We start from the raw sequence: 25,572 nt of genomic DNA on the forward strand, positions 1-25,572 counted from the left end.
TTAATTATTGTCCATCAGTTTGATGAAAGCTGGGAGCGCTTCTTCGTTCATAGAATACATATCGTTTAGATAAACTCGCCCTCTATTTGAGTTTGCGTAATACCATACATCTATAGCCATTTTCATAAATCACTTCCAGCTGAAAGAATGACCCTTCATCTGTATGAGGTTCTGTTAAATTAGCGTTTTGCATGGTATTTTCATTATGGCGATGTCCTCACTATTTATCCCTTGTCCCATCACAATTATTTTTTGAATGTCATCAGGAAATGCAAACGTTTTCCCTCCGTTTTAACCGTGTCATTACACCCTACAAGAAATAACAAAATGAGTAATAAGAATGTTTTTTCATTGATATTCCAAGAGATTTTATAGAGTAGACTTCAAAATATAGGGCTTTGTTACAAGAGGCTAATCATTTGATGGGTCAGACCCGCTCATCGCTCATACTAAGTGTTTTTATGTTATAATTACCATAAATTACATAACGAGGTGATAAGATGGAGAATGAAAAATTGGTGTGCAAGGCTTGTGGTCGAGATAAATTTACGACTGGACAGGTGGGAGGTACTACAAGCCAAGGCAATATAAGACCTATTGGCGCAATTATGGCAGTAGGGTCACCACTCCTAATGACTTTTTGTAAAAACTGTGGCGAAGTTGCTTCATTTAAAGTAGTAAAACCACAGAATTTTAAATAATCGTTGAAAGGGTCACTGATAGAAAAGTGATCTTTTTTATGTTGTGGAAGTTTCAAATGGCAGGGGATTTTAATGAAAGAATCTAAGCGCATACGTGATGTTCAGCTTTGGTTTCCATGCTTTATTGTTAGTGCATCCATTTTACTATTAATGCTTATTCTTAGTATGAATGGCATTTACCTACAGATTGGATTCCCACCAGGTGGACTATCTCATCATTTCTTAAAATGTTTATGCATGTTTTCCACCTGCCTATCTGGGATTTATTTCATTAAGGAGACACGGCAATCGCATTATTGATAGTTTTTTTCATTTTCGCTTTTACATGCAGGACCGGATTGCTAGCTGTATAATCAAGCGCATTTTGTCGTCCAGGAAACAGGTCACAGTGATATGTATCAAATGTCCTCTACAAAATTATTTATGAAGCATTCAGCCGATACACGCACAGATGTTGGCTATCAACCATTTTCAGAGGGTGCCTATCAATTAAAATGGAAAGAACCAAATGAGTTCGTAATCAACTCCGCATTCGATTACATGTCATCAGACCATTATAATAAGGAAGTTATTATAAAATACAAATGAGTGCTGATAATGAAACGGAATTCATTATCGTGAAACATCGAAATGGCATCAATATTTCCTGGGGAAAGGTGATATAAGTGATCATAGGATTATGCCCCAGTGCACTAGCAGATTCTTTTATAAATTCCTTGGTTTGTTTATGATGAGGCTTCGATGCATGAGTATGTAGTAGGGAATCAGGCCATTACGCAACTCAGGAACAATTAATTAAAGGGATACCTTTTTTACAAAGGTGGATATTCAAAAGTCATTGATTATCAAAAAACAGGATATGAGGTTGAAAGGAAATATGCTTTGCAATCAATTATTCGCAGGAATGCTAGGCAGTATGTCGGACAAATAATGACTAATGATGATTTTAATGAACTGAATATTATTATTTCACCATATTAAAACACCCTCTAATACGTTAAAGGGTGTTTTAATACTAGATAGAATTTCGATAAGCTCTTAAAGTTGAATGTAAGTTTGAATTCGAACTTGCGATTGATTTTTTATAGTTATACATACCTAATGGGCTTAAATGATTCGAATTCGATCCTAATAACCCTTGCTTTACAGCGCTTTTTAACGTTTCAATTTGCTTGGTAGATAGTTTAGAGGTTTTACTTTCTTCAAGTATTTTATTTACATTATTTATTTTTTCTTGGTCCTCTTTTGATGTAGCTTTAACTTCCTTGCTCATTTGTCGCGTCAACCCGTAATACTTAGACGAGGACCTACGTGACATTAAATATTGCATATTAGAAAATTTCGTCGTAATCATGATAAGTTGTCACCTTCCTATTCCCATTTTTAGTTCCATACTTGTTATCGTACAGGACTTGAAAAGATTTAGTATATTTACTTTTTTAGTAATTTATTTACAAGCGCAGTTAACTTCGTTGTGTATTTATAAGAGATGGTAAACGGAATCTGTAGAAGTTAGACAAGAAATGAGCTTTGAAAAAGAACGTCTAACAACTTGGAACGTTAGGGAGAATAGAAAAATGCGTAATACTGGTTGCTATTAATCTATTTATAAGCTGATCACACCGTTTTCTCAGCAAATAAAAAATCCCTTGGTGAGGGTAAGAACAGTGATTAATTTTATTGATTGTTAGATTTTGAGTATAGGTAACCATTAAAAACAAGAAATAAATCTTGAAAGTGAAAGGACAAAAATTGTGGAAATATTTTTATTCATTATTTTTGTGTTTGGAATGAATATATAGATTTTTTCTATCTATGATTAATAGCTGCTATTCGTTCAACCTAGACACGGAGCCAGTGCGAAAACAATTTATCAGTTGGATATAAATTTTCATATCTATCACTGAGGATTACTGTTGGTTCTGCAATTAATATATTTTGAATGGATAGATTGAATTACTGAAGGAAAAAAGTAATAGGTAAAGAATATTTATTGTGGAAGCCCCGTTAAAACGAGAGGAGTTTGTTGATAGGAGGGATACATTTTAACAAGTAATGGGTGATGTAAAATAGAGTTTTAAGTAAAGTAAGAAGTCTCTGCACTAGCAAAGAAAAATTCCATGCTGTTAATAATTAAACAATTAACAGTACTATTAACATTTGTTAATAGAAACGACATTAAATAGGCTATAAAATTAATAAGTGAAGATGAAAGATGCTTATTCCAAACTAAACTAAGGAGTGTTATTTTGAAAAATATTATTATTAGCATAGTATTCTTATTAAGCTTTGTCGTTTCATTTCTTTCAATAAATACAGTCACCTTTGCTGCAGTTGATTTCTCTGATGTTGAGACTTCCTATGCAAAAAATGCTATCAACGAGTTAGTTGAAAAAGGCATTATAAATGGTTATCCAGAAGGTGAATTTAGACCAACATCAGCAATAACAAGACAAGATTTTGCTATAATAATAGCTAAAGCACTGAATTTGAATATAACAAACTCTCCAAGTACGCCAACATTTACCGATATTCCAACAACTCATTATTCTTATCCTGCAATCGAAGCAGCAGTTAAAGCTGGATTAATAAATGGGATAGGTGATGGGAAGTTCGGGGTTGGCGCAGGCTTAACACGTGAAGAAATGGCTACTTTATTTGCTAGAGCATTAGGTGGTGATTCTACAGGCCTTGGAGAACAACTTACTTTTGCTGACCAACATAAAATTTCTGCTTGGGCAAGAGACGCGGTAGGTTTTGCAGTAGCATCAAACTTAATGACTGGGGATACATTAAATCGTTTCAATCCTCAAGGAATAGCTGAAAGACAACAAGTTGCCCTTGTAGCTTCTCGATTTTTAAAGCAAATTGATCAATTAACACCAGAACCGAAACCAGAGCCAAAACCAGAACCAGAACCAAAACCAGAACCGAAACCAGAGCCAAAACCAGAACCGAAACCAGAACCAAAACCGGAGTCAAAACCAGATCCAAACCCAACCTCAAATCCAGATCCAGCACCAACACCAAGTGTAATTCCTGTAACAGGGATTACATTGAATGAGGGGATAGGAAATCTTCAGATTGGTGAAATAAAAACACTAACAGTAAACGTTGCACCCGCAAATGCGACAAACAAACTTGTGAGATGGACTTCCTCAGATCAGAACGTTGCAACTGTTAACGGGCAGGGGAAAGTGATAGCAACTGGTATAGGGACAGTGACCATAACGGCAACAACGGTAGATGGATTAAAAACAGCTTCAGTTACTTTCACAGTGTCCCATAGCATAGGTGCAACAATTACAGGCGTAGGTACTCCATCATCTGTTCTACAAATGGGAGAGACTACTAGCAGAACAGCAGAAACAACGGAGTCAGGCACCATAACTTGGTCATCAAACAATACTAGCATTGCAACAATTAATTCTAGTACAGGCGAAATTACTGCTCACACACCAGGCATCACAATCATTTCGTATACAAGTAGTAATGATAAAATGAATTCTGTGAGTCTCACTGTATATGGAGAGGCAACAGCAAAAAGTCCAACATATTCGCAAGTATTGCAGATAGACGAGGTGATAACAGCTTCAGTGGGAGCAGGCTTATCTGTGACAGCAACAAACAAAAGCTTTATATCTGAAACAACAAGTGTAGGGACGGTAAATGCTACAACTGGTCAAATAACAGCTATAAGTGCAGGTAGCTCAGTTATTACGTATGTAGGAATGGATGCTAATGGCGTAGTGATTGAAAAAGGTACGACAACTGTGACGGTTCATCCACAAGCAGCAGTAGCAGCAATACCCACAGTGCCAGCACCCTATTCAGTTATTGGCTGGGGCACAACAGCAACTAATTTTACGCCTCCAGCAGTTGGTCAATCCATCAGTTGGACTGTAACGAATGGTACAGGTTCCGCAACAAATCATCCAAGTACTGGAGCTATAAGAGGTGTGACAGCTGGTGATGTAACAGTAACCTATAAAATAGTGGATAATACTACTAAAGTAGTGGCTTACAAGTCCGCTCCCGTAACGGTGACAATTCCAGATACACCAAGAGTAAATACGTCAGCACCTTATGTTGATGGTGGGACGATTGGCGGACCTTATCCGATGTCAACTAATGTAACTTTGACGGTTGCCATAACAGGGGAAAATAATTCTACTGTCATTTTCAGCAATCCGAGAAGCAACGATGAAAATATTGCCACTGCAACAATTACAGGTCCAAATCCTTCGGGACATGTTTCTTTAAATGTGCAGAAAGTTGGTATTGGGGAAGCGCAGATAACATTTGATTACACAGATATTAACAATAAAACTGGGTCGATGACATGGATTTTTAATTTCCAATAGAACTAATTTTAAAAGCTAAAGGATGCGTCGATGGACGTGTCCTTTTATAATGCATGTCTGTGGAGGATTTTTTTAGCAAGACCCTGAGCTGTACTATTGATGGAAGAAGAGGTTGGATAAACCATTTAGCTGTAGACCCTGAATACCAAGGAATGAAAATTGGGCAGCAGATCATCAAAGAATTAGAAATGCGTTTTAAAAAAATTGGATGTGAAAAGATTAACTTGTTAATAGAAAGAAATAATGAAAAAGTTCAAGAATTCTATGAGAAACAAGGCTTTAAAAAAGATGAATTACTATTTATGGAGAAATGGATATGATTTAAAGGCCCCTGAACCAGAGGCAAATTGGATTATCATATAAAATAACGAGGATGAAAAATTTCATGAAAAAATTGCATTTGAATGGACATGCACTTACACAAAATGAAAATACATTATCTTTCGCAAGTTTTTCTGAAAAAGAGGATAAAACTTACTATTATCAATATAATGGTGAAAATCTAAAGGAAATTTCAAGAGAATTGTATGCAAATAGTAAATTTGATAATAGATGGGGTAGTATATCTCGTCATTTGGAAGAATCGAATTTTTCATATATTGAAAGTATAGCAAAGTGTTGGGTAAATGAAGCGGGAAAAAGAAAGCTAATTAGTTTGAGTGATTACTATAATCATACGTTTGGTGAAAATTGGGAAAATAACTATGATTTTAGTATCATACCAAATAATATTTTTTCAGACGTTACTAATCTTATGACTTGTACTATACGAAATGAAACAATTTGTCTTCTCTGGCCTCATAATATCCTACTGCATTTTAATGAGCATGATGAGCTTGTGCAATATATTGTGCTGGAAACCTCTGATTATTATGATACACTGTATCAAATTTGTTCAGATGGCCAAGGAGTCTGGGCTGTATCCCCGACTTTGAATTCTGTTGTAAAGTATAGATTTCCGAGTTTTGAAATAGAAAAAATCTATCATTATACGACCGATGAAGAACTTGCACGAAAAACAGAAGATATAAGGAATGAACTTCAGGTAATTTATTGTGATCATGCGCTTGAAGGTTTAGATTACCCAGAATATATTTCTTATGTGAATGGGAAGCTTTCTATTTGTGATATGGAAAATAAACGAATTGTAATTTTTAATCCTAGTAGCGGGAAAATTGAATCCTATATTGCCCTGAATTCAAAGCCATTTGAGTTTTTGAAATACAAAAATCAATTTGTTATTCAAACGGACACAGGAATCTATTTATTAAATGAGAATGAAATTAATGATTTTTTTGATTAAAGCTTCTTCATCCTGAGAGCTTAAACGGAGTGGATGTCTACTTTCCCAATAAAAAAGACAAAAATGCGTGCCATTTATCAGATTACTACTGGTGCTCGTTAATTAAAAAGCAGACATCAATATCACCATATACAAATTAAAGCTATTCCAGAGACATTTTAGACTTGCTACGATGACAAAGTACTGCATTATGACAAGCATAGCAAATACCAAGTGCAATTAATTGTGGAGGACAATACAGCTAAATCGATAGGGAAGGATGATGATACAATGCGCTTTACAAATGAAACACTCAAAGCGGCAGTTCGTGATTACCTTAAGTAAGCAGTGGACAAAATGCTTATTGATAAATCACATCTAGATAAATTTGATGCTGGTACATTGACGGATGGTGATTTTGAAGGTTTGATGATTATCATTGCACAACGTAGCGCTAAACAGTAGATGCCCGTTACCTTAATTGGTAATGGGCTTTTTTATGTTTTTATTTACTGCCTATCTTACTTTTTATGTAAAATTAGAAAATCTCTTAGTGACCAAATGAAGAAAAGTAATGGTAAACCAGTGATGAATAAAAATCCTAAAATGAATGAAATCAGAGGGAATTCTCCGCTATCAGTTGCCATAACACCGATAAAAAGCCCTAATGGACTAGTGACACAAAAAATCAAGAAATTGGTCACGCAGGTAAATTTGTAATACTTTAAGGTGGATTCTTTAGGTTCTTTTTTTCTGAAAAAGAAGTAAAAGATAATTTGATAAAGATAAAAAATGGGTATACATAATAATCCAAACGATGCGAACGTCATTTAACTCACCTCAATTTCAATTCTGGAAATTTCCCCATAGAATGTTGGACCTATAAAATCTTAACAATGTATTGCTCTATTTCCTATATGTAATTATTTCCATAAACTAATATTCTGAAATGATACAAACGAATGTTCTTATTGAGCGGTGTGGAATGATGAAAGAACAACGGATTAAAGCAATGCAGCGTAACCAATTTTTAAATATGATGTACTTAGCTAAGGATGGCAACGTATCAAAGAGGCGTATCAAAATTACTGGCAATTCCTACAAGGCGAGCCAAACGTACATTTACGATTGATAGTGTTTTAGCAGTTGTCCCAGCCATTCTAAAAGAGTGTGAAGTCAAAGGTTGAATCCTGAACAGCGGATTTAGTTCCATTTTCAGGTGTGTAACAACCCCAAATAAAACCACTATCCGTTACACAAAAAAGTCACCAAAATCACGAAAAAGTCACATTTCCCCCGAAAACTCACGAAATCAGGCAAAAAGCATGTCTTTGTACTTTCACACAAAACCTTGCTATAATAAGCTTTGCGAATACATATGAAAGAGGGTAAAAGCATGAACGCTTATGATGAATATATGAAGCAGGTTGTGAAGCCGATGCGTGAGGAGCTTGTGGGGGCTGGGTTTACAGAGCTGACAACGGCTGATGCGGTGAATGAATTTATGGCGGAGACGAAGGGGACTTCGTTAGTGGTGATTAATTCGGTTTGTGGTTGTGCGGCAGGGCTTGCTCGTCCAGCAGCGCGTGAGGCGATTGCAGCGGTGAAGCCAGATCATCTTGTGACGGTGTTTGCGGGGCAGGACCCAGAGGCGACTGCGGCGATGCGTGGTTATTTTGAGGATGTGCCACCTAGCTCACCATCTATGGCGATTTTAAAGGATGGGGAATTGGCTTACTTTATCCCACGTGAACAAATTGAGGGATTCCCTGTGGAGCAAATTGTCTCTCATTTAACTGGCGTGCTAGAGCAAACATGCGAGAACTAAAAACGATTGTGACGACAGCGGGCAGACCAGACGATATATCGATGGCGCTCGCTGCTTTTGCGTGTCAAGAATTAGGTGCTGCGTTTGAGCCACGGAAAAAGCGCTCTGTTCGCAAGATTTCGCAGGACTTACAGGCACATGTGATGGTCGCTGGGAAGAATCGCTACGAGTATTATGCCTATGGGGCGCAGGAGCCATTTTTCTTTCATCCCAATTCTGCGGCGTTTCGATTAAAGCGTGTTGCCCGTGGCGAGGCAGAGCCTTTTTTGGAAGCGGCACAGCTTCAACTGGGGGATTCGGTGCTGGATTGTACGTTAGGTTTAGCGGCGGATGCTATGTTAGCGGCTTATACAGTGGGTGAAGCAGGTCGTGTTGTGGGACTGGAAGCGAATCCGAATGTGGCGTTTATTGTTAGACAGGGGATGCAAACCTATGATACATCCGAGCTACCGTTAACTGCCTGTATGCGGCACATTGAGGTTGTTCAGTCTGAGGCTGTTCACTATTTAAAAACCTTACCAGACAATGTGTTTGATGTGGTCTATATGGACCCGATGTTTGAGGAGGTTATTGAAGAGGCCAATAATTTTCAGCCACTACGGCTAGCAGGGGAGCATGTGACATTAACGGATGAATGGGTTCATGAAGCCAAGCGTGTAGCGAAAAAGCGTGTGGTGTTAAAGGCACATTTTCGATCAGAGTGGTTTGCGACCTATGGCTTTCAGCAGCATGAACGGGTAACAGCAAAATTTCATTATGGTGTGTTAGACGTATAAAGGCTTGTTCTTGAGACAAGCCTCTTTTTAGTATAGGGTAATAAAAGATTGTTAGAATAATATGTAAAATGAGATATGCGAACCCTGATCTGCACAAGCCTTCTAGTCAATGGTGTGTTGGCTTGCATTCCGTAGTAATCACATATTGACCTTTACTTTTATAAAATAGGATGCTATAATAGGAAACGTGCTATTTTAGGTAGCATATTTCCGTAATCTGGCATTCTGCTTTTTGTTTTTGTAGATACTTATTCACACTGGCGCATGCTTTGGGGCTGCAAGGACGCAAAAGATGGTAGGGTTTGCGTTGCTTAAGTTAGAAGGCACACAGTGGAATTTTACCGCGGTGATGAAACGAATCTGGTTTCAAGATAATATTCCCCAGACGATTGGGTTGAGACTTTTACAATTTACGAGAATGTTACCTATAAATGCTAAAGGGGTAGTTTCGCAACAGCGAGGCTGCCCCTTGTCTAATTTTTAGAGTCTGTCATGTCCAACTATGACAGGCTTTTTTGGTATACATTACCGTTTACTCTCATCCATAAATAAGTGATAATAAAAGCATGAATTTTAGTAAAAATCTAAATTCTCGATAAAGATATCAGAAAAATCAAAAAGGTGAGGGATGTCAATGGAAAATATCGACACACTATCTACGAATGTAGTGACACAATTAACAGAAATGGCTACATCACGGCAAGACAATATGGATCAGCTAGTAGCACATTATTGCCAAGAAAGACTACTTTATCGTCTATCAGCATCATCCTATGACGAACAATTTTATCTAGATGGAGAGCTACTATTATTTGCATTAACAAATGGAGTGGTGAAGCCTTCCAAAGAAGTCACACTGACAGCTCAAGCGAGTGTTCATCAACATGAAATTGTCAAACAGGCCTTTAAAGAACTTTGCTCGATGGCAGTACCAGAGGATGGCATTGAATGGGACGCACAGCAAATCGAATCCACTGTAACGAATGACAGTATTCATTTAACCATTCCAGCTACATTGGGCCAAATGACATCATACATAGAAGTAAGGGTTACCTTTAGCGAAAACATGCGAATAACACCGAAGACCATTATTTTTCCGAGCTTGCTAGACAGTAAGGCAGCGGTGCTTTATACATATCCAACGGAATTCGTGATTGCACAAAAATTTATCGAAATATACCAGTATCCAGCATTAGAAAAGACTGAAAAAACAATAGGTGAAGTACAACAATTGCTACAAACGCAACCTATTGAAGGACGAAAATTACAGGCATATATTGTGGATTTATTTGATCGTTATCATTTTACAATCGAGCTAAATCCTACGTTCGAGTCAACAGGGATTCTGAAACAATTTTTTAACCCTGTTTATGAAGCTATTTTGGCTGAGAATGAATTTTTCAAGCAATGGCAGTATGACAATCAGGCTTGGCAATGATGAGAGAGAACCCGCAAACTTCTATGGTTTGTGGGTTTTTGTATGGCTATTTTTCAGTAACCTAATAGCGGAAAAGAGGGGAAAATTCATTTGGGATGTCTAATGAATGGTCTCTTCTTTTTTATTAAAATGTAAGCTATAAAGTATCTGTTGCACGAAAAATGGAAGTTGAATCGTATTATGTCATGAAGGAGGTTAGGTGAAAAATATGATAAAGTTTGCTGGCTTATGTGTGCAAGAAATTGTTCAAACATATAGTGACACCCTTATACGAATTGCTGTGCAACAGACCAAAAATATGGCTGAGGCGGAGGATATTGTGCAGGAGGTTTATCTGACACTTATGAGACAGAAAAAGCCGTTCGCTCATGAAGCACATTTAAAGGCTTGGCTCATTAAAGTGACATTTAACAAGTGTAAGGATTATTTTAAGTCCTCACGTGTCAAGAAGACGGTACCAATAACAGAAGAAATGACCTTTATTGCAAAAGAGGAGCAGATGGTTCTCACTGAAATTTTTGAGCTTCCTCCAGAAGAGAGAGTCATTGTTTATTTACATTATTACGAAGGTTACACAACGGCAGAAATTGCTCATTTATTGGAGATCAACGTCAACACAGTAGGCTCAAAGCTGAGAAGGGCACGCATGAAGCTGAAGACGATTCTAGAAGAGGGGAGCAAAGTGTGATGAATGCTTATAAGAATGTGATGAAGCAGATTCATGCTTCTGATGAATTTAAACGTAAGATGCAGATAGAAATGATGGAATATGAGAAAAAAGAAAAGAGGGCATTTATGAAAAAAGTAAAAATAAGTGTAGGAAGCTTAGTAGCCTGTGCAGTGATTGCTGTCCTTGCTATGGTCAATATAAATCATGATACACCGATAGATTTAACGGAGAGAATTGTTGCAGATCACTCAGCTCCTGCAGCCAGTGCGCTAGTAAATATCGAAGGGACCATTACAGAAGTTGGAGAAGATGGGCTGAGCTTTACGTTGGATAATGGCATGGAAGTAGTCGTTACAGACAAAACCAAAATAGGAATAGATGGACCGACAGCGCCACCTAAGGAGGAACAGTTTTTTGAGCCAACATTTAGAGTAGGTAATTTAATAGGCGGCTATACAGAAGATACCTCCGCACACCCCGTTCAGGCCGCTGCCATTTATACGAATTGGAATTTCGAAAATCCAATACGATGAAGGTCCAAATGGTCAAAAAAGAATTCCCTTAGGGGGATTCTTTTTCATGTTGTTGAAAAAAGATGATGTCACTAGCAGAAAAAGACCTTTTGGAAAGGAGAGAGGTTGATTTTTGCTCCGCCAGCGTCCTTCAAAGTGCCATAAAGAGTAGTGAACACCTTCACTTTAGTTGAAAACCGTTGCTAAAAATATTATTGATTACTTTGTTTTGCAACACTATGAAAGATTCCCTTAGGAGGATTTTTTTTGCATATCTAATTTAAGGGAAGAATTGGATAAATATCCACCTTGTTTTTTACCAATAAATTCTTTTTATACTAAAAATAAGGTTGAATATTTCTATTTATAAAGAAATGATTATTTTTATACAAAAAAAGTATTGTCTAAAGAGAATATTGTCACTATAATTTACGTAATAGTCTTACATTTCCGAATTGCGAAAAATAATACGCATTATGGAAAAATATCAAACTAGGGGGATGGGCTATGAAAAGAAATATAATGGTGTTGCTTACAATAATGGCAGCTTTCACGCTAGTTTTAGCGGGTTGCGGCGCGAAGGACAATACATCATCAGGTGATGGAGATAGTAAAAAAGTTTATAAGGTAGGTACTGAGGCTACATTTGCACCTATCGTATCACTCGACGATAAAGGGAAAATTGTAGGGATTGATGTGGATGTACTACAAGCAATCGCAGATGAGATGGATTTTGAAGTGAAATGGGAAAGTATTGGTTGGGAGCCTGTATTCCAAACAATTAAAAATGGTGAAACAGATATCGGTGGTGCAGGGATTACAATTACGGACGAGCGTAAGGAAACATTTGATTTTACTGAGCCGTATTACGAATCTCAATTATTAATCGTGGTGAAAGAAGATTCAAAGATCCAATCATTAGATGAATTAAAGGATAAAAAGATTTCCGTACAAATTAATGCTACTGGTCATATGGCTGCCAACAAGCTACAGGGTGAATCTAGTCCAAACATTTTTGCATTCGAAAATCAACCAATCGCTATTCAAGAGATGCTGAATGGCAACGTAGAGGCAGCAATTGGTGATAATTCAGTTGTTTATGAATACATCAAGGCACATCCAAATGACAAGATCAAAGTAATCAAAGATGATTCGTTTGAAAAAGAATACTATGGTTTCATGGTCCAAAAGGGGAACAAGGAGCTTTTAGATAAGTTAAATGAAGGCCTTAAAAAGATTAAAGAAAACGGTAAATTAAAAGAAATTACGGGTTCAGACTTTTAGTCATAAATAAACCGTAGAAGCTCATCATATGGAGTTCTACGGTTTATTTTTTTTAGGTGCTATTCTATTCTTGTGCTTCGGCGACTTTTTTGACACGATCTAAAAATTCAACGACTACTTTGTCCGAAGCAAACAATAAAAATAATTTGACGAACCATTTCAACGCATTATTTGTTACGGTATAAGTAAAGGAAGTCTCTGTTTCATTTATTTTATTTAATTCATAGTAAGCCGTAATTTCAAACAGATTAGCGAGTACAAAGCCTACCTTCAATATTTTTTTATCGGGTGTATTCGTATATTCAAATGTTTCTACATCATACTCTTCGATACGTTTTCCTTCTTTATATTTTTGGCGATAAACGCTACCAACCACTTCTTCCGTTATGTTCACAGGCTTGTTTTCAATTACTTGTGGCATAATCTTCTGCAAATCAGCTAGAGAGCCATCAAGCAATTTCCAAACATTTTCGATGGGGGCATTTATGTTTATAGTCTTCGTCCATGTTTTCATCAATAAACACCTCTACTTCCAATATTATTTATTTCGTTAGTTTAGCCTCAATCTATGGTGCAAATTAAAGTAATCACTAATGTAAGTATACTAAAATTTAACCATTATTACTTTAAATCGAGTCACAAAGAGGGTGGGGAAAAACAAAAAAATCGAAGCCAATATAGCCCCGATTCTTCTTACTTGCACATTTTTATACATACGCTGCTTATGACAAACCTAAACATCGAAAAACAGTTCTCTTAATTTTCATCTTTTATTTTCCAGTCGTTGTATACGATATCTTGAAGTACATTTTTCAGTTGTACAAATTGCTGCTCCGAGATATTGGATTGCTTCATCACTTGGCGAGACACTTCTGGAAGTTTTCTTCGTACATTTGCGCCTTCATTCGTTAAATATATTTTCATTAGTCGTTCGTCATCCTTCGAACGTTCACGACAAATGTAATTCTTTGCCTCTAATTTTTTTAATAATGGTGTTAATGTTCCTGAATCTAAAAATAAACGTTGTCCCAATTCTTTCACGGTTATCTGTTCGTTTTCCTCTAAAGCTAATAAAGTAATATAGCCTGTATACGTAAGATCGTATGGCTTCAATAATAAGGTGTATTGTCGAGTGATTTCCTTTGATGTTGCATATAAAAGAAAGCACAGTTGATTATCTAAATGATTAGGCATAAAAATCCCCTCTTAAAGTTCTTCTACTACCATTTATATTAAAAATAAAGTTCCTACTTGTCAAACGCAATTAAATTGTGTACAATTCAATTTGTAAAAATTAGATTGTACACAATTTAATTAACAACAAAAGATAAGGGGTTTTTAATTATGAAAGAATTATACGCAACTACAATGATTAATGAAGGTGGCCGTAGTGGCACATCCTATGCAGAAGATCAATCATTATCGTTAAAAATTGCACCACCAGGCTCCAAACTAGACAATGTGACAAACCCAGAACAATTATTTGCGGCTGGCTATAGTGCCTGCTTTAATAGTGCATTGGATTTAATTAAACGCCAAAAGAAACTAAAAAACGCATCAACAATTAAAGTAACAGTTAAATTAATGGAACAAGCTTCTTTTGACTATGTGCTTGCCGTTGACATTGAAGGACATATTGAAGGCTTAGCACTGGAGGAAGCACAGGAATTATTAGAGGTCACACATACGGTATGCCCCTATTCAAAAGCCACAATGGGCAATATCAATGTAACAATAAAAGCAGTTTAATTTTCGAAAAGAGGGAAAGTACATGTTATCCACTACACCACTAAAACAAATGATGCAAATGCGTAAATCTGTACGTAAATACAATGCTCAAACTAAAATTTCGCGTGACACAATCATGCAGCTGTTGCAGGATGCTACTTCAGCACCTTCCTCAAGTAATATGCAGCCATGGCGCTTTCTTGTCATTGATGATAAAGAAATCCAAAAGAATATTAATTTCTTTTCATTTAATCAAGAGCAAATCGAAACAGCCTCTGCCATAATTGCAGTCATTGGTGATATTGAAATGTACGTAAATGCTGAGGAAATCTATGCAAAAAATGTGGAATTAGGCTACATGCCTGAACAAATTGCCAATAAGCTTGCACAAGATGCATTGGCAATGTATGGCTCAGCTTCGACAAAAACATTAGAAAACATCGTACACTTTGATGCTGGCTTAGTATCTATGCAAATCATGCTATTAGCGAAGGAAATGGGCTATGATACCGTTCCAATGGGTGGGTTTGATAAAGCGAAATTCGCTGAATACATGGAATTACCAGCAAATGAAATTCCTATTTTATTATTAGCCATTGGTGAAGCAGCTGCCCCAGCGTATGGTTCTTCACGCCTACCAATAGATCGAATTGTAAGGTTTAATAAATAATATAAGGCAATGTCCCTGATTCTTTTGCGGACATTGCTTTTTTAAAGATTTTTTAGGAGTGAATAGGATGTCATCATTAACTTTTATTTTAAGCTTAGTCGTAGCAGCTGAGCATTTGTATATTATGTATTTAGAAACGTTTGCAACTACTTCCAAAAGAACAGCAAAAACATTTAATCTGTCTGATGAAACATTGAAGAATGTAAATGTCCAAGTTCTTTTCAAAAATCAAGGCGTTTATAATGGTCTGATTGCAATCGCCTTATTGTATGGTTTATTTTTCTCTCATCAGCAAACTGAAATTGTCGCCATGTTTTTAATCTTTGTGATCATTGTCGCTTTGTACGGAAGCGTAACAAGCTCTAAATCGATTCTATTAAAACAAGGTGGACCTGCTATTTTAGCACTTATGAGTTTGTTTTTCTAAAGATATACTGAAAACCTGTATTAATAAAAAATTCTCATAAAATGAAAGTACTTAGAGATAGAAATGAAACTAAGCCACATATCCTGAAAAGAAAAAAATTCCTAAATCAGCACTTGATTTTCCTAGTGACAGTAAAACTTGACACCCGACACAAAAACCGTTATCACTGCTTGAGTATCTTTTACTAACTTACACTAATCTAGGTGACACATTGTTAGATAGCTACATGGGAGCATTAGTACACCTTTAGCGTATGACAATACAAAACATTCCTAGGTTGGTTTTAAATTGAATTCGGAATACTGTGAAGGTGCAAATAATCGAAAATAGACAAAAATTTGGTTTGATACCCATTGGAATTTTGCCCTTATAAAGTGAAAAGAATAATTAAGTTTTAGAGTAAACAGGAATCATCAAAACTGGTGAATCTTTGGAAGTGAGTTGAACGACTAGCGTTATTTCATTTTATAGTGGTAGATTTATGTATGGCTAAAAAAATAATTGCGGTAATAGAAGTTGATGAAAATGTTATGAAAGATAAAAACTAAAACATTGACGAGGAGTTCATATGGCTAGTTGATAGCGGTATATCTTTAAAAAACCTTGTGAATGATCTTTCTGTTTCTGATATAAATGATTATCTGCAGCAAGAAAATATATTAACGAAAGAACAAAAAACATATAGAAATCAAGGCAAATTATTTTATGAACGTTAGTGTTAAAACTTCTTGTTAATGCAGACAAGATTCGTAAAATCTATCCAAAGTTAAGGATTCATCAAAACTGGTGAGTCCTTTTTCTTGTCAAAAAGGAGCTAGCGTATAACATGGCAATTTTAAACCTTTTGAAGAGGTTGAGCGAATGGTTCTTAATATTGGTCCTGATAAGAATGTAACACGTGTACAAGTAGCCATCATGATGGCACGTATTTTAGGCTTTACAGAAGGACAAACAGTAAATAAAGCACCATTCAAAGATGGGGAAAAAGATCATAGTGCTGCTTGAGCGATTGCCTCAGTCAAAGAACAGGGCATTTATGAATGGTGATCAACATGATAAATTCCATGCAAATGCCAACATCACACATGCTGAAATGGTCGCAGTTTCAGCCAACTTTAAACAGCTTTCTATAGTAAAAGGTTTTGGATTACATTCAAGGATACAAAAGGCCACTAGACACAGTGGATCATTGAAGCAAATCGCGCTGTAGCACCCTCAACGGTCTGGAAGATGGAAACTTTGCAACAAATGCAGCTTTAACACGTGCACACCCTGTCGTGATGATGAACCGTATGTTTGAACGCTGTCCATTACATGGAGTGACAAAACCAAGATTCCCGAATGTCAAAGTCACACATTGGGCAATTAAGGAAATCGAAGAAGTAGCTAATTTTCACATGTATCTTGTTGATGGGGATGGTAAAGAATCAACTTTCGAAGTAATGAAAGTTTAATCAGGCAAGGAAGAATTTTCTTAGCCTGCTTATTAATTTTGAAGGGAAATAGTTTCAACTATAAATATTAAAATAATCCATTGTTCAGATTTTGTTCATGTTTTCTATGTTAATATTCCAACGGGAGTTGATTGAATCATAAACAATAAGATGTTAACATACATAAGAATTTACTCGTCTACGGAGGCGTGATAATGAAAAAGAATATGCTAATTATTATGAGTGTTATCATGCTGTTTGTTTTGGTTTTTTTCTTTAGCAATTGGCATTATTACTCTAATAATAATCTTCAAATGGTTCACCAAGGTGTTGTGAAAATTGAGGAGGAGCAACTACAAAAACCAATAAAGCTAGAAGGAGATTGGGCTTTTTATCCAAACGTCTTAATTCCTTCGTGGGAAAAGCTTGATAACTATAAAAATAAACAACTTACACTAGATATCCCCTTTAATTGGGACAAATATGTAGAGCCAAATGAAGAAGGGCTTGCTGTTGGCACCTATCACGTCAAAATAAAGGTACCAACGGAGGGAGTTTACGGCTTATATATTCGGTCTATCCGACAAGCTAGTCGTGTTTTTATTAACGGTATAGAAGTAGGGGCTAAAGGAAAAGCAAGTACGGTGTTAAGTGAATATGAAGCTGAAAATGATGATAAATATACTGTCTATGCTAAAAGTGATAACAATGAATTAAATATTGTCATACATGTGGTGAACTACAATGTTGCTCAGTCTGGTATTGTTTATCCTATTGAATTTGGAACGGAGGAGGTTATTCAACAGTATTATAATTGGAAAGTGTTTTTAGATGCATTAGTAAGCATTGGGCATATAGTTATTGGAATCGTTTATATCTTTACCTATGTACTGAATCGCAAACGCATTGAAGAATTGTTCTTTGGGCTTTTTACTATTTCATTAGGATTTTATATGTCGTTCATTAATCAAAAAATCTTTTTCCTATTATTTTCCGATTTTGAAACTGTCAATCAATTGCGTTTACAGTTAGGTTCGATTCCGATAGCGCTCCTATCTTTAACACTATTTATTTATTCGATGTATCCACAATTACAAAAGAGAAAGGTCGTTTATATGATTGTCGCCTTACTCGGTATTGTGTTTGTTTTTTACGGTATTTACAATCCAATTACTAAAAATGAAAGAGCATCTTCTGATTTGGAAATGTTCCTAAGAAAAATAATATATATCAGTATTACAGCTCCTATTGTTTTCTATAATGTAGGGATACTGATCCAAGTGATGTTAAATCGACTTGAAGGTGTCCGTTATATGTTAATCGTTATTTCCGCTATTTGTTGTTATACGATTTTACTTGTTTTTAATTTTTTAATTGGTGTACCGATTGATTATACAGAATTTGTGCTGTTTTTACTAATCTTATTCGGCTTTGCTTCATTATTAAATTACAGGGCTAATCAAGCTTTTGAGAAAATCCAAACTTTATCAGAAGAATTGCTGGCACACAATCAAATGAAGGATGAATTTCTACTAAAAACATCACATGAACTACGTACCCCCCTTAATGGTATTTTAAATTTATCAAAAACCTTGATGGAAGGTGCGCAAGGACCTTTGAAACGGACGCAACAGGAGCAAGTTATTTTGATTCATAATGTGACACAGCGTTTAGGACATTTTGTAGAGGATTTATTGTTTTCATCTAACCAAATGATTGGTGAAGTAAGGGTTTCCCTTCGTCATGTACCTATCGATGTTATCAATGAGGTAGTAGAAGAAATTCGTAGTGTGATGCCTAAAAATAGTCAAGTAAGTTTACATGATGAGGTTGATTTATCGTTGCCAGCTATATTGACAGACGAATTACGTTTTAAGCAAGTGCTCTATAATCTACTGCACAATGCCATGAAATACACAGAAAATGGCGAAATTGTAGTTACGGCTTATGTCCGTGCAGAGCATATGGTGATCCAAGTGAGTGATACAGGCGCTGGCATTCCTGCACAAGATTTAGATCGAATCTTTAATGCCTTTTATCAAGTAAATAATCAACATAAAAAAGAAGGGCTTGGCTTGGGATTAAGTATTACTAAAAATATTGTAGAAAAATTAAATGGTGACATTCATGTGACAAGTACACTAGGACAAGGGACAACATTTACTTTTACGATGCCACTTGCAACAGGTGAAAACGTAAGTCTGGACCAACCTCCAATTGTCACACATACAACTACTGAGGTTCTCCAGCTTAACTTACCACTTATTCGTAAAGGAAATGATAAAAAAATACTTGTGGTGGATGATAATCATATCAATATTAAAGCTTTAGCTGACGCTTTAGCTGTAAAAGGATATACAGTGATAGCTGTTGATAATGGCTTTGATGCTGTAGATTATATTAAAAATAATAAAGTAGATTGTATGTTAATAGATTTAATGATGAATGGGATGTCAGGTTATGAGTTATGTAAACGAGTACGCAAACATTATGATATGTTGGAACTTCCAATCATTATTTTAACAGCAATCATGAAGCATTCTGATTTAGTGCTATCTTTAAAGGTAGGTGCAAATGATTACTTACAAAAACCTGTTTCAACGGATGAATTATTTATTCGCATTGAATCTTTGTTAGCTGTTCGTCAATCTTCAATAGATGCCATAGAAGTGGAAATGAATTATTTGTATTCACAGGTAACGCCGCATTTTGTGTATAACACACTTAACACAATTATTGGTTTGAGCTATACGGATATGGACAATACCCGGGAAGCACTTTATTGTTTGGCAACATATTTCCGAGCCAAGCTCAATGTTTATTACCGCAATAGTTTTGTCTCTGTTGATGAAGAGATGGAGCTGGTAAAAGCATACCTATATATTGAAAAGATGCGTTTTGGTGATCGTTTAACGATTAAATATGATATTGATGAATCCATTAATTTAATGATTCCTGCATTATCTATTCAGCCCTTAGTTGAAAATGCTGTTTTCCATGGTATTTCTAAAAAACAAGAGGGCGGTACTGTGGAAATAAGTGTTCAGCGTGAGGGGCAGTTTGTCTGCATTAAAATTTATGATAATGGTGTTGGTATCCCTGAGGAAAAACTTCAACTGCTGATAAATGAAGAAAGTACACGTATTGGCTTTATGAATCCTTTAAAGAAATTCAAGTTAATGAAAAATGCCAGTTTACGTTTATACAGCGAGGAAGGAAAGGGGACTACTATTGTCGTTTTATTACCAGAGGGTGGTGGAGTATGAAAATAATTATTGTTGATGATGAAATAATGGCAATCGATGTTCTAAGCATCATGTTAAAACGGCTTACTCAATTTCAGATTGACATCAAAGGGGCATTTACAAATGCAGTAGACGCCTTTCTTTTCCTTGAAAAGGAGGCGGTTGACCTTGTCTTTTTAGATATTGAAATGATCGACATGCATGGTATGCAAGTGGCTAAACAATTGTTACAAAAACACCCATTCTTACAAATAATCTTTGTGACGGCCCATGCACAATTTGCCGTGGATGCATTTGAAATAGAGGCTATGGATTATTTATTAAAACCTGTACATGAAAAGCGTTTAATTAAAGCATTGAATAAGTCTCAGAAAAAGTGGAAACAAGAAGTAACACTTAGAAAGAATTTAAAAGATAGCATGTTATATGCACATACTCTTGGTAGTTTTTACTTACTAGATGTTAAACATGAGGTGGTAAAGTGGCGAACTAAAAAAGTGCGAGAATTGTTCCTTTATTTATGGAGTCATCAAAAAAAACCTGTATTAAGTGCTTTACTTATAGAAGAGCTTTGGCCAGAATTAGATTTAAAGAAAGCCACAAAGAATTTACATACTTCTATATATCAATTAAGAAAGATTTTTAAGGAAAATGGCATTGAAAAAGCTATACAAATGACGAATAATCATTACCAATTAACTTTAAAAATCGATAGTGATTATGATGAATTAATTCAACTACTGCAAGAAGTTAGTCATGATGGAGCGTCTATTCAAAAAATTATTAATTTTTATGAAGATGATTTTTTAGCACAAGATGAATATATGTGGTCCATTCAATTAAAAATAAATTTAAAAGAAAAAGTAATTCAAGCACTTGAAAGATACATTACAAATCCAAATTCAAAAGATTTTCTAATAACCTATAATTGTTTACAGAAATTATTAGAGTTAGATGAATTTAATGAACATTATATGTTTTTACTATTAGAATTTTTAATTAAACATAATAAAAGAAAAAAAAGTTTAGATTGTTATAAGTTTATTAAAGAAAAATTTTCAGAAATAGGTATACAAATACCACAGAAAATCCAAGGATTATGGAATGATTATTTGAATAAATAGTTTTTAATTTCAAGGTGTAGGTATTGGTCAGGGGGAAGGACCAGCTCACGGAACTCATAAAAGGGATGGAAGTCTTTTATTGGCTTAAAAGGCATAGTAAGTACCATTTTTTCGCTCTTTCCTAATGCACAGTATCAAACTTGTTTAGGACACGTGGCACGCATTATCTAATACAATATCCACGTAGAAGATTGTCAAGAAATCTGTCTTTAAATCCTTGCATGACAAAACCTTCTCCTAAGTTTTATAGCTTTCCAAAAGCAATTTCGATCCTATAGTAAAAACTATTATTGGAATGTATATTAAAGGTGATAGCCCGTTTTTACGTGTTAAAACAGAATTAGGAAAGATCGTAGAGAATGCTAGGGATAAAGTGTTTAGTGAAGGATAAATGACATAAAAGAAACGGAAAAAGCTAGTTAATAATCCGTGAAATAAAATTTTCCACAATAAATGTGATTTTTGCATTACTTATCAAATTAAACGATATATTTTTAGCATAAAAAAGAATTTACAATGCAAATTGAACAACTTTATTTAACACTGTCCATATTTACGGATGGTGTTATGCTCTTTATTAGTAACGAATTTAAACAAATTTACTATCATAGAGAACAATTTATAGAAGTTGTAAATTTTAACAATAGTTAATATTTATTTTGAAATAACTAATTTTTGAAGTAGATTAAGGGATTGGATTCTTATAAATCAAAAATAGATATGGTATAATATGTATTAAATGTAAAGCGAAATTATATTAAAATCTAAACTGCAAGGAGGATTGAGTGTATGAGAAGGAATACTATTTTTGCATAGCAAAGGCTATTGCATAATAAAATAATTGAAAAAGTAGCCTTTGCTCTTCCTAAAAGAAATACTAAAAATTAGGAGTGCAAAAATGAGCTATAAAAAAGCAAAACTTATACTTCCAACTGAGTTGGTGGAGTTAATACAGAAATATGTTGATGGTGAATATATTTATATCCCACGAAGAAATGATAGTAAAAAGAGTTGGGGGTCCAGTACTGCTACCAGAGGAGAATTGGATCTAAGAAATTCTAATATATATAATGATTATCTATCGGGGTTGAATATAGCTTCTTTGTGTGAAAAATATTATTTGTCATCAAAAAGTATTCAAAGAATTGTATTAAAAGAGAAAAGAAAAAGAACAAATTTTTAAAATAAGCCAATGTGGTTTTATGCCGCATTGGCTTATTTTCTTTTATGAAATAAGTTTGAGGTTTTTTCAAGTAATGTAAGTCAGATATAATCTAATCAACTCTTATAAAAGGTAGGGGAACCATTTAATTGATTTTTGAGACCCAGACGTAATTTATCTAGATTAATGAACAGAAGTGGAAGTATGTATTGGGCGGACATTGTTACTTAAGAAATTGTTTTTTTGCAAAATGAATATTAGCAAAGGGATAGGGGGAGAAATATGAACAATTTATTTACAATAGATTGTGGTGATATATTACTGAGAGAATTTAGAATTGAAGATGCTGATGCTATTTATGAGCTAACCTCACAACCTGAGGTTTATAATTTTCTGCCAGATTGGCGTTCAACAAAAGAACAACGATTAAACTGGGTCACAAATTATGAAATACCCGACAATAAAAAGTTTTTGTTAGCTGTACCTAATATTAGTGGTGCTAATTACTTGAAGTTGGGAATTATATTGAAGGAAACTGGAGAATTTATTGGTTTCTGCAATACAGGTATAAAAGAAGAGCTAGGTGAACCAAACCGAGAAATTGTTTATGCAATTTCAAAGCAATACAGTTGTCGTGGATACACAACAAATGCAGTAAAAGGATTGATAAAATATTTGTTTGAGAATACAGATGTAGAGCTGCTTAATACAGTTGTTCTACCTCACAATTTAGGCTCAAATAAAGTTATTCAAAAATGCGGATTTCGTTTTAATGGAGAAATTGAAATTGAAGACCAAACTCATTATCATTACACTCTTAACAAAGAGGATTGGAAAGGGGGAAAGTTGGTTAGGCCTTTGGGAAAATGAAACAGTAAATCTTCCATATCATCCATCCATTCGTCATGTAGCATATAAAGTAGATAGGTGTGAAATTGAAAGAGTAAAGGAGTGGTTAGAATCTGTAAATATTGAAGTTCGTACTTCATTTGGTTTCTCTCCAGAGATGCAACCGTTAGTATTTAAAAATAATCCACATCATGCTGCTGTTTATTTTTATGATCCCGATTGCAATTCATTAGAATTAATAACACCACTAGATATGGAACTTCCTGATAACGAAAAAATGATGACGTTAGTAGATTGGAAAAAGAAAAACATGAAATAAAAACCCTTATTTAAAGGAGAATAGATATTAATTTTTATTTCCACAAAACCAGCTAATAGTTGTCAAGATTTTTTAATAAAAAAAGTAAAACTCGCATGATATACTAAAAAAGGGTACAGCAAATAAGCCTTCCTCTTTAAAATTGGAAGGTTTTTCTCAATGTACTTAAATGTGATTTTTAAACCGCATTTTGGAAGGCTTCTTTTCTTTTTAGTAGGGCATAAATCCAATGTAAAAGCTTATTAGCACATGCAATTATGGCTACTCTAAAAGGCTTCCCTTCTTCGCGTTTTTTATTGTAGAACTCTCTTAATTTCTTATTTCTAGGGATTATTTCTTCACTTGTTTTTTGCTTACGTGCATCTCTTTTACCGCATTGTACAGCCATAAACAACGCTTGTCTTAACCTGCTAGAACCTCTTTTGGTTATGCGATTGATGGAAGCAGTAAACCGGCCAGAAGAGTAAACGCTAGGATCTATCCCGGCGAATGCTACTAGCTTTTTAGGATGGTTAAACCGTTCTATCTCTCCAATTTCAGAGATGATTGTTGCCGCAATCTTTTCTCCAACACTAGGGATAGACTGGATTATCTCATATTCTTCAATTTCTTTAGCGAGGGCATCTATTTCTGCTGCTAACTTCGATAGATGCTCTTGATATTGAAGAACAATGTTAATAAACATTCTTAGGTTAAAGATATGGCTTTGGTACAAGTTGTTTTGAACAGGATTACGTAATGCAGCTTCTCTCAATTTAATTGCCTTTTCTTTTGCCCATTTTTCTGAACGGGTTGTACATAATTCTGCAATTTTATTAGTAAGATCCGATTCGCTAACACTTAAAACCTCTTTGGAGGTTGGGAAGATTGATAGAATCTGTAACGAAATTTTTGAATAGAGATCCCCAAAGACACCTCTATATTCAGGAAATATTTGATCTAAGATTGATTGTAGCTGTAATTTTGTTTGTACAGCTGTGCTTGATACTGTTTCTTGTTGTCTAGTGAGATTACGAAGATTTAAGAGGTGTATGCCCCTTTTTTTATATGGTTCTAACTCTTCCTTGTAATACAGTTCACATAGTTGATAGGCATCAATGGCATCGGTCTTTACTTTGCGTAAATTTGTACTTCTAGCTCGATGAGAGATAAGTGGGTTTACAATAATATAAACGTATTGTTGCTCCTCCAAAAATTGAATGACAGGCATATGATATTGACCTGTAGATTCTAAAATAACCGAAGGTTGCTCACCATCAGCTAGTTTCTCTATTTCCCTTAGAAATTCTAATAAACTATCTAAACCATCAAGAGTATGTTTAATACTAAAGCTCTTACGATATGGTTTGCCTTTATCTAAAAAGGCTTGAACCTGACTTTCTCCTTTTGAAACATCCAGACCAACGACTGGATTCATAATTACATCTCCTCCTAAAGAAAACTAAATTCGTCGGTAACCCCTAAAGCTGCTTGTAATGTCATAGGTTCGCTTGTTAAACGGGATCCTTGTCCCAACCAGCTCGAAACATGTTTATACAAGTAGGGGGTGAACAGTTTTGCGGACGGGATCTAGTCCCACGGGCCAGACGTTCTACCCCGACTACCGTTATAATAAGACCTAAAAGAAAAAGGTCAACCAGAAAAAACTGGTTAACCTCATATTACGATCGGGCCATATTGTGGAGCAATACCACCCAAGAAATAGTCATATGGACCGACCTAGATAATTGTGTTTAAAGGACAGTCTAGCTTACATACTA

The 25,572-nt window shown here is 35.2% G+C and carries 28 protein-coding genes; 24 read left to right on the forward strand and 4 right to left on the reverse strand.

The annotated features are described in order from the left end of the window. Positions 1-500 precede the first annotated feature (500 nt). The 3 genes from MHB65_RS10955 (at position 501) to MHB65_RS10965 (ending at position 1,289) form a co-directional block, all read left to right on the forward strand. Entirely contained in the window at positions 501-701 is a 201-nt protein-coding gene (locus MHB65_RS10955; protein WP_205443193.1) for a hypothetical protein, read from the forward strand. 72 nt (positions 702-773) lie between these two features. Then, positions 774-1,001: a hypothetical protein gene (locus tag MHB65_RS10960; protein WP_342443480.1), complete on the forward strand. Its 228-nt coding sequence runs from the start codon at positions 774-776 to the stop codon at positions 999-1,001. Positions 1,002-1,094: 93 nt separating this feature from the next. Beyond that, positions 1,095-1,289, forward strand: coding sequence for a hypothetical protein (locus MHB65_RS10965; RefSeq protein WP_342443481.1), 195 nt, complete (start codon positions 1,095-1,097; stop codon positions 1,287-1,289). A 427-nt stretch (positions 1,290-1,716) separates the two neighbouring features. Here MHB65_RS10965 and MHB65_RS10970 read toward each other — a convergent pair whose 3' ends face one another. Then, complete coding sequence (locus MHB65_RS10970) at positions 1,717-1,974, reverse strand: hypothetical protein (RefSeq protein ID WP_342443482.1); 258 nt, start codon at positions 1,972-1,974, stop codon at positions 1,717-1,719. Positions 1,975-2,950: 976 nt separating this feature from the next. Here MHB65_RS10970 and MHB65_RS10975 point away from each other — a divergent pair. From MHB65_RS10975 to MHB65_RS11020, 10 genes are all read left to right on the forward strand, one after another. After that, positions 2,951-5,065 (forward strand): S-layer homology domain-containing protein, encoded by a 2,115-nt coding sequence (locus MHB65_RS10975; protein WP_342443483.1) that lies wholly within the window; start codon positions 2,951-2,953, stop codon positions 5,063-5,065. A gap of 59 nt (positions 5,066-5,124) precedes the next feature. After that, entirely contained in the window at positions 5,125-5,385 is a 261-nt protein-coding gene (locus MHB65_RS10980) for a GNAT family N-acetyltransferase (protein WP_342443484.1), read from the forward strand. Positions 5,386-5,450: 65 nt separating this feature from the next. After that, positions 5,451-6,368: a hypothetical protein gene (locus tag MHB65_RS10985; RefSeq protein WP_342443485.1), complete on the forward strand. Its 918-nt coding sequence runs from the start codon at positions 5,451-5,453 to the stop codon at positions 6,366-6,368. Between the two features lie 1,034 nt (positions 6,369-7,402). Then, entirely contained in the window at positions 7,403-7,534 is a 132-nt protein-coding gene (locus MHB65_RS10990; protein WP_342443486.1) for a hypothetical protein, read from the forward strand. 209 nt (positions 7,535-7,743) lie between these two features. After that, complete coding sequence (locus tag MHB65_RS10995) at positions 7,744-8,175, forward strand: BrxA/BrxB family bacilliredoxin (RefSeq protein ID WP_205443200.1); 432 nt, start codon at positions 7,744-7,746, stop codon at positions 8,173-8,175. Beyond that, entirely contained in the window at positions 8,163-8,951 is a 789-nt protein-coding gene (locus MHB65_RS11000) for a class I SAM-dependent methyltransferase (protein WP_342443487.1), read from the forward strand. The genes MHB65_RS10995 and MHB65_RS11000 overlap by 13 nt, the downstream gene beginning before the upstream one ends. Positions 8,952-9,585: 634 nt before the next feature. Next, on the forward strand, positions 9,586-10,389 hold the full coding sequence (locus tag MHB65_RS11005; protein ID WP_342443488.1) for a nucleotidyl transferase AbiEii/AbiGii toxin family protein: 804 nt from the start codon (positions 9,586-9,588) through the stop codon (positions 10,387-10,389). Between the two features lie 208 nt (positions 10,390-10,597). Further along, the gene (locus MHB65_RS11010; protein WP_205447471.1) at positions 10,598-11,077 is read left to right on the forward strand and encodes an RNA polymerase sigma factor; all 480 of its coding nucleotides are present in this window, start codon (positions 10,598-10,600) and stop codon (positions 11,075-11,077) included. Beyond that, positions 11,077-11,592, forward strand: a complete 516-nt coding sequence (locus MHB65_RS11015; RefSeq protein WP_342443489.1) for a hypothetical protein — start codon at positions 11,077-11,079, stop codon at positions 11,590-11,592. Before MHB65_RS11010 ends, MHB65_RS11015 begins: the two co-directional genes overlap by 1 nt. Before the next feature lie 486 nt (positions 11,593-12,078). Beyond that, entirely contained in the window at positions 12,079-12,855 is a 777-nt protein-coding gene (locus MHB65_RS11020; RefSeq protein ID WP_205443204.1) for a basic amino acid ABC transporter substrate-binding protein, read from the forward strand. A 64-nt stretch (positions 12,856-12,919) separates the two neighbouring features. Here the strand turns inward: MHB65_RS11020 and MHB65_RS11025 are convergent, their stop codons facing one another. Together MHB65_RS11025 and MHB65_RS11030 are read right to left on the reverse strand one after the other, a co-directional pair. Beyond that, entirely contained in the window at positions 12,920-13,369 is a 450-nt protein-coding gene (locus tag MHB65_RS11025; protein WP_342443490.1) for an SRPBCC family protein, read from the reverse strand. Positions 13,370-13,611: 242 nt separating this feature from the next. Continuing rightward, positions 13,612-14,055, reverse strand: a complete 444-nt coding sequence (locus MHB65_RS11030; RefSeq protein ID WP_342443725.1) for a MarR family transcriptional regulator — start codon at positions 14,053-14,055, stop codon at positions 13,612-13,614. Between the two features lie 144 nt (positions 14,056-14,199). Here MHB65_RS11030 and MHB65_RS11035 point away from each other — a divergent pair, with 144 nt between their 5' ends. The 11 genes from MHB65_RS11035 to MHB65_RS11085 all read left to right on the forward strand — a co-directional run bounded on the left by MHB65_RS11035 (position 14,200) and on the right by MHB65_RS11085 (position 23,812). Next, entirely contained in the window at positions 14,200-14,604 is a 405-nt protein-coding gene (locus MHB65_RS11035) for an Ohr family peroxiredoxin (RefSeq protein ID WP_205443224.1), read from the forward strand. 22 nt (positions 14,605-14,626) lie between these two features. Then, positions 14,627-15,253 (forward strand): nitroreductase family protein, encoded by a 627-nt coding sequence (locus MHB65_RS11040; RefSeq protein WP_342443491.1) that lies wholly within the window; start codon positions 14,627-14,629, stop codon positions 15,251-15,253. Between the two features lie 67 nt (positions 15,254-15,320). Further along, positions 15,321-15,680, forward strand: coding sequence for a DUF1304 domain-containing protein (locus tag MHB65_RS11045; protein ID WP_342443492.1), 360 nt, complete (start codon positions 15,321-15,323; stop codon positions 15,678-15,680). 861 nt (positions 15,681-16,541) lie between these two features. Then, positions 16,542-16,685, forward strand: coding sequence for a hypothetical protein (locus MHB65_RS11050; protein WP_342443493.1), 144 nt, complete (start codon positions 16,542-16,544; stop codon positions 16,683-16,685). A gap of 31 nt (positions 16,686-16,716) precedes the next feature. Beyond that, positions 16,717-16,890 carry a hypothetical protein gene (locus MHB65_RS11055; RefSeq protein WP_342443494.1) on the forward strand — a complete coding sequence of 58 codons (174 nt, stop codon included), beginning with the start codon at positions 16,717-16,719 and terminating at the stop codon, positions 16,888-16,890. A gap of 82 nt (positions 16,891-16,972) precedes the next feature. After that, positions 16,973-17,134 carry a hypothetical protein gene (locus tag MHB65_RS11060; protein WP_342443495.1) on the forward strand — a complete coding sequence of 54 codons (162 nt, stop codon included), beginning with the start codon at positions 16,973-16,975 and terminating at the stop codon, positions 17,132-17,134. 194 nt (positions 17,135-17,328) lie between these two features. Beyond that, a complete protein-coding gene (locus tag MHB65_RS11065) occupies positions 17,329-20,379 on the forward strand; it encodes an ATP-binding protein (protein ID WP_342443496.1) in 3,051 nt (1,016 codons plus the stop codon). After that, positions 20,376-21,482, forward strand: coding sequence for a response regulator (locus tag MHB65_RS11070; protein WP_342443497.1), 1,107 nt, complete (start codon positions 20,376-20,378; stop codon positions 21,480-21,482). The genes MHB65_RS11065 and MHB65_RS11070 overlap by 4 nt, the downstream gene beginning before the upstream one ends. Positions 21,483-22,380: 898 nt before the next feature. Next, positions 22,381-22,665 (forward strand): CD3324 family protein, encoded by a 285-nt coding sequence (locus MHB65_RS11075; RefSeq protein ID WP_342443498.1) that lies wholly within the window; start codon positions 22,381-22,383, stop codon positions 22,663-22,665. Positions 22,666-22,926: 261 nt separating this feature from the next. Then, positions 22,927-23,514 carry a GNAT family N-acetyltransferase gene (locus tag MHB65_RS11080; protein WP_342443499.1) on the forward strand — a complete coding sequence of 196 codons (588 nt, stop codon included), beginning with the start codon at positions 22,927-22,929 and terminating at the stop codon, positions 23,512-23,514. Continuing rightward, positions 23,432-23,812: a VOC family protein gene (locus tag MHB65_RS11085; RefSeq protein WP_342443500.1), complete on the forward strand. Its 381-nt coding sequence runs from the start codon at positions 23,432-23,434 to the stop codon at positions 23,810-23,812. Before MHB65_RS11080 ends, MHB65_RS11085 begins: the two co-directional genes overlap by 83 nt. A gap of 178 nt (positions 23,813-23,990) precedes the next feature. Here the strand turns inward: MHB65_RS11085 and MHB65_RS11090 are convergent, their stop codons facing one another. After that, positions 23,991-25,229 carry an IS110 family transposase gene (locus MHB65_RS11090; protein ID WP_342443501.1) on the reverse strand — a complete coding sequence of 413 codons (1,239 nt, stop codon included), beginning with the start codon at positions 25,227-25,229 and terminating at the stop codon, positions 23,991-23,993. Positions 25,230-25,572 lie beyond the last annotated feature (343 nt).

Source organism: Lysinibacillus sp. FSL K6-0075 (assembly GCF_038592945.1).
Lineage (GTDB): Bacteria > Bacillota > Bacilli > Bacillales_A > Planococcaceae > Lysinibacillus > Lysinibacillus fusiformis_F.

Coding starts and splice junctions, on each gene's coding strand:
- MHB65_RS11075 (WP_342443498.1), top strand. CDS start 22,381: ATGAGCTATAAAAAAGCAAAACTTATACTTCCAACTGAGTTGGTGGAG.
- MHB65_RS10990 (WP_342443486.1), top strand. CDS start 7,403: ATGGCAACGTATCAAAGAGGCGTATCAAAATTACTGGCAATTCCTACA.
- MHB65_RS11010 (WP_205447471.1), top strand. CDS start 10,598: ATGATAAAGTTTGCTGGCTTATGTGTGCAAGAAATTGTTCAAACATAT.
- MHB65_RS11035 (WP_205443224.1), top strand. CDS start 14,200: ATGAAAGAATTATACGCAACTACAATGATTAATGAAGGTGGCCGTAGT.
- MHB65_RS11045 (WP_342443492.1), top strand. CDS start 15,321: ATGTCATCATTAACTTTTATTTTAAGCTTAGTCGTAGCAGCTGAGCAT.
- MHB65_RS11020 (WP_205443204.1), top strand. CDS start 12,079: ATGAAAAGAAATATAATGGTGTTGCTTACAATAATGGCAGCTTTCACG.
- MHB65_RS11090 (WP_342443501.1), bottom strand. CDS start 25,229: ATGAATCCAGTCGTTGGTCTGGATGTTTCAAAAGGAGAAAGTCAGGTT.
- MHB65_RS11055 (WP_342443494.1), top strand. CDS start 16,717: ATGAATGGTGATCAACATGATAAATTCCATGCAAATGCCAACATCACA.
- MHB65_RS10970 (WP_342443482.1), bottom strand. CDS start 1,974: ATGAGCAAGGAAGTTAAAGCTACATCAAAAGAGGACCAAGAAAAAATA.
- MHB65_RS11000 (WP_342443487.1), top strand. CDS start 8,163: ATGCGAGAACTAAAAACGATTGTGACGACAGCGGGCAGACCAGACGAT.
- MHB65_RS11040 (WP_342443491.1), top strand. CDS start 14,627: ATGTTATCCACTACACCACTAAAACAAATGATGCAAATGCGTAAATCT.
- MHB65_RS11070 (WP_342443497.1), top strand. CDS start 20,376: ATGAAAATAATTATTGTTGATGATGAAATAATGGCAATCGATGTTCTA.
- MHB65_RS11025 (WP_342443490.1), bottom strand. CDS start 13,369: ATGAAAACATGGACGAAGACTATAAACATAAATGCCCCCATCGAAAAT.
- MHB65_RS10995 (WP_205443200.1), top strand. CDS start 7,744: ATGAACGCTTATGATGAATATATGAAGCAGGTTGTGAAGCCGATGCGT.
- MHB65_RS10985 (WP_342443485.1), top strand. CDS start 5,451: ATGAAAAAATTGCATTTGAATGGACATGCACTTACACAAAATGAAAAT.
- MHB65_RS11065 (WP_342443496.1), top strand. CDS start 17,329: ATGAAAAAGAATATGCTAATTATTATGAGTGTTATCATGCTGTTTGTT.
- MHB65_RS10960 (WP_342443480.1), top strand. CDS start 774: ATGAAAGAATCTAAGCGCATACGTGATGTTCAGCTTTGGTTTCCATGC.
- MHB65_RS11050 (WP_342443493.1), top strand. CDS start 16,542: ATGGTTCTTAATATTGGTCCTGATAAGAATGTAACACGTGTACAAGTA.
- MHB65_RS11005 (WP_342443488.1), top strand. CDS start 9,586: ATGGAAAATATCGACACACTATCTACGAATGTAGTGACACAATTAACA.
- MHB65_RS10965 (WP_342443481.1), top strand. CDS start 1,095: ATGTATCAAATGTCCTCTACAAAATTATTTATGAAGCATTCAGCCGAT.
- MHB65_RS10955 (WP_205443193.1), top strand. CDS start 501: ATGGAGAATGAAAAATTGGTGTGCAAGGCTTGTGGTCGAGATAAATTT.
- MHB65_RS11080 (WP_342443499.1), top strand. CDS start 22,927: ATGAACAATTTATTTACAATAGATTGTGGTGATATATTACTGAGAGAA.
- MHB65_RS11060 (WP_342443495.1), top strand. CDS start 16,973: ATGTTTGAACGCTGTCCATTACATGGAGTGACAAAACCAAGATTCCCG.
- MHB65_RS11015 (WP_342443489.1), top strand. CDS start 11,077: ATGAATGCTTATAAGAATGTGATGAAGCAGATTCATGCTTCTGATGAA.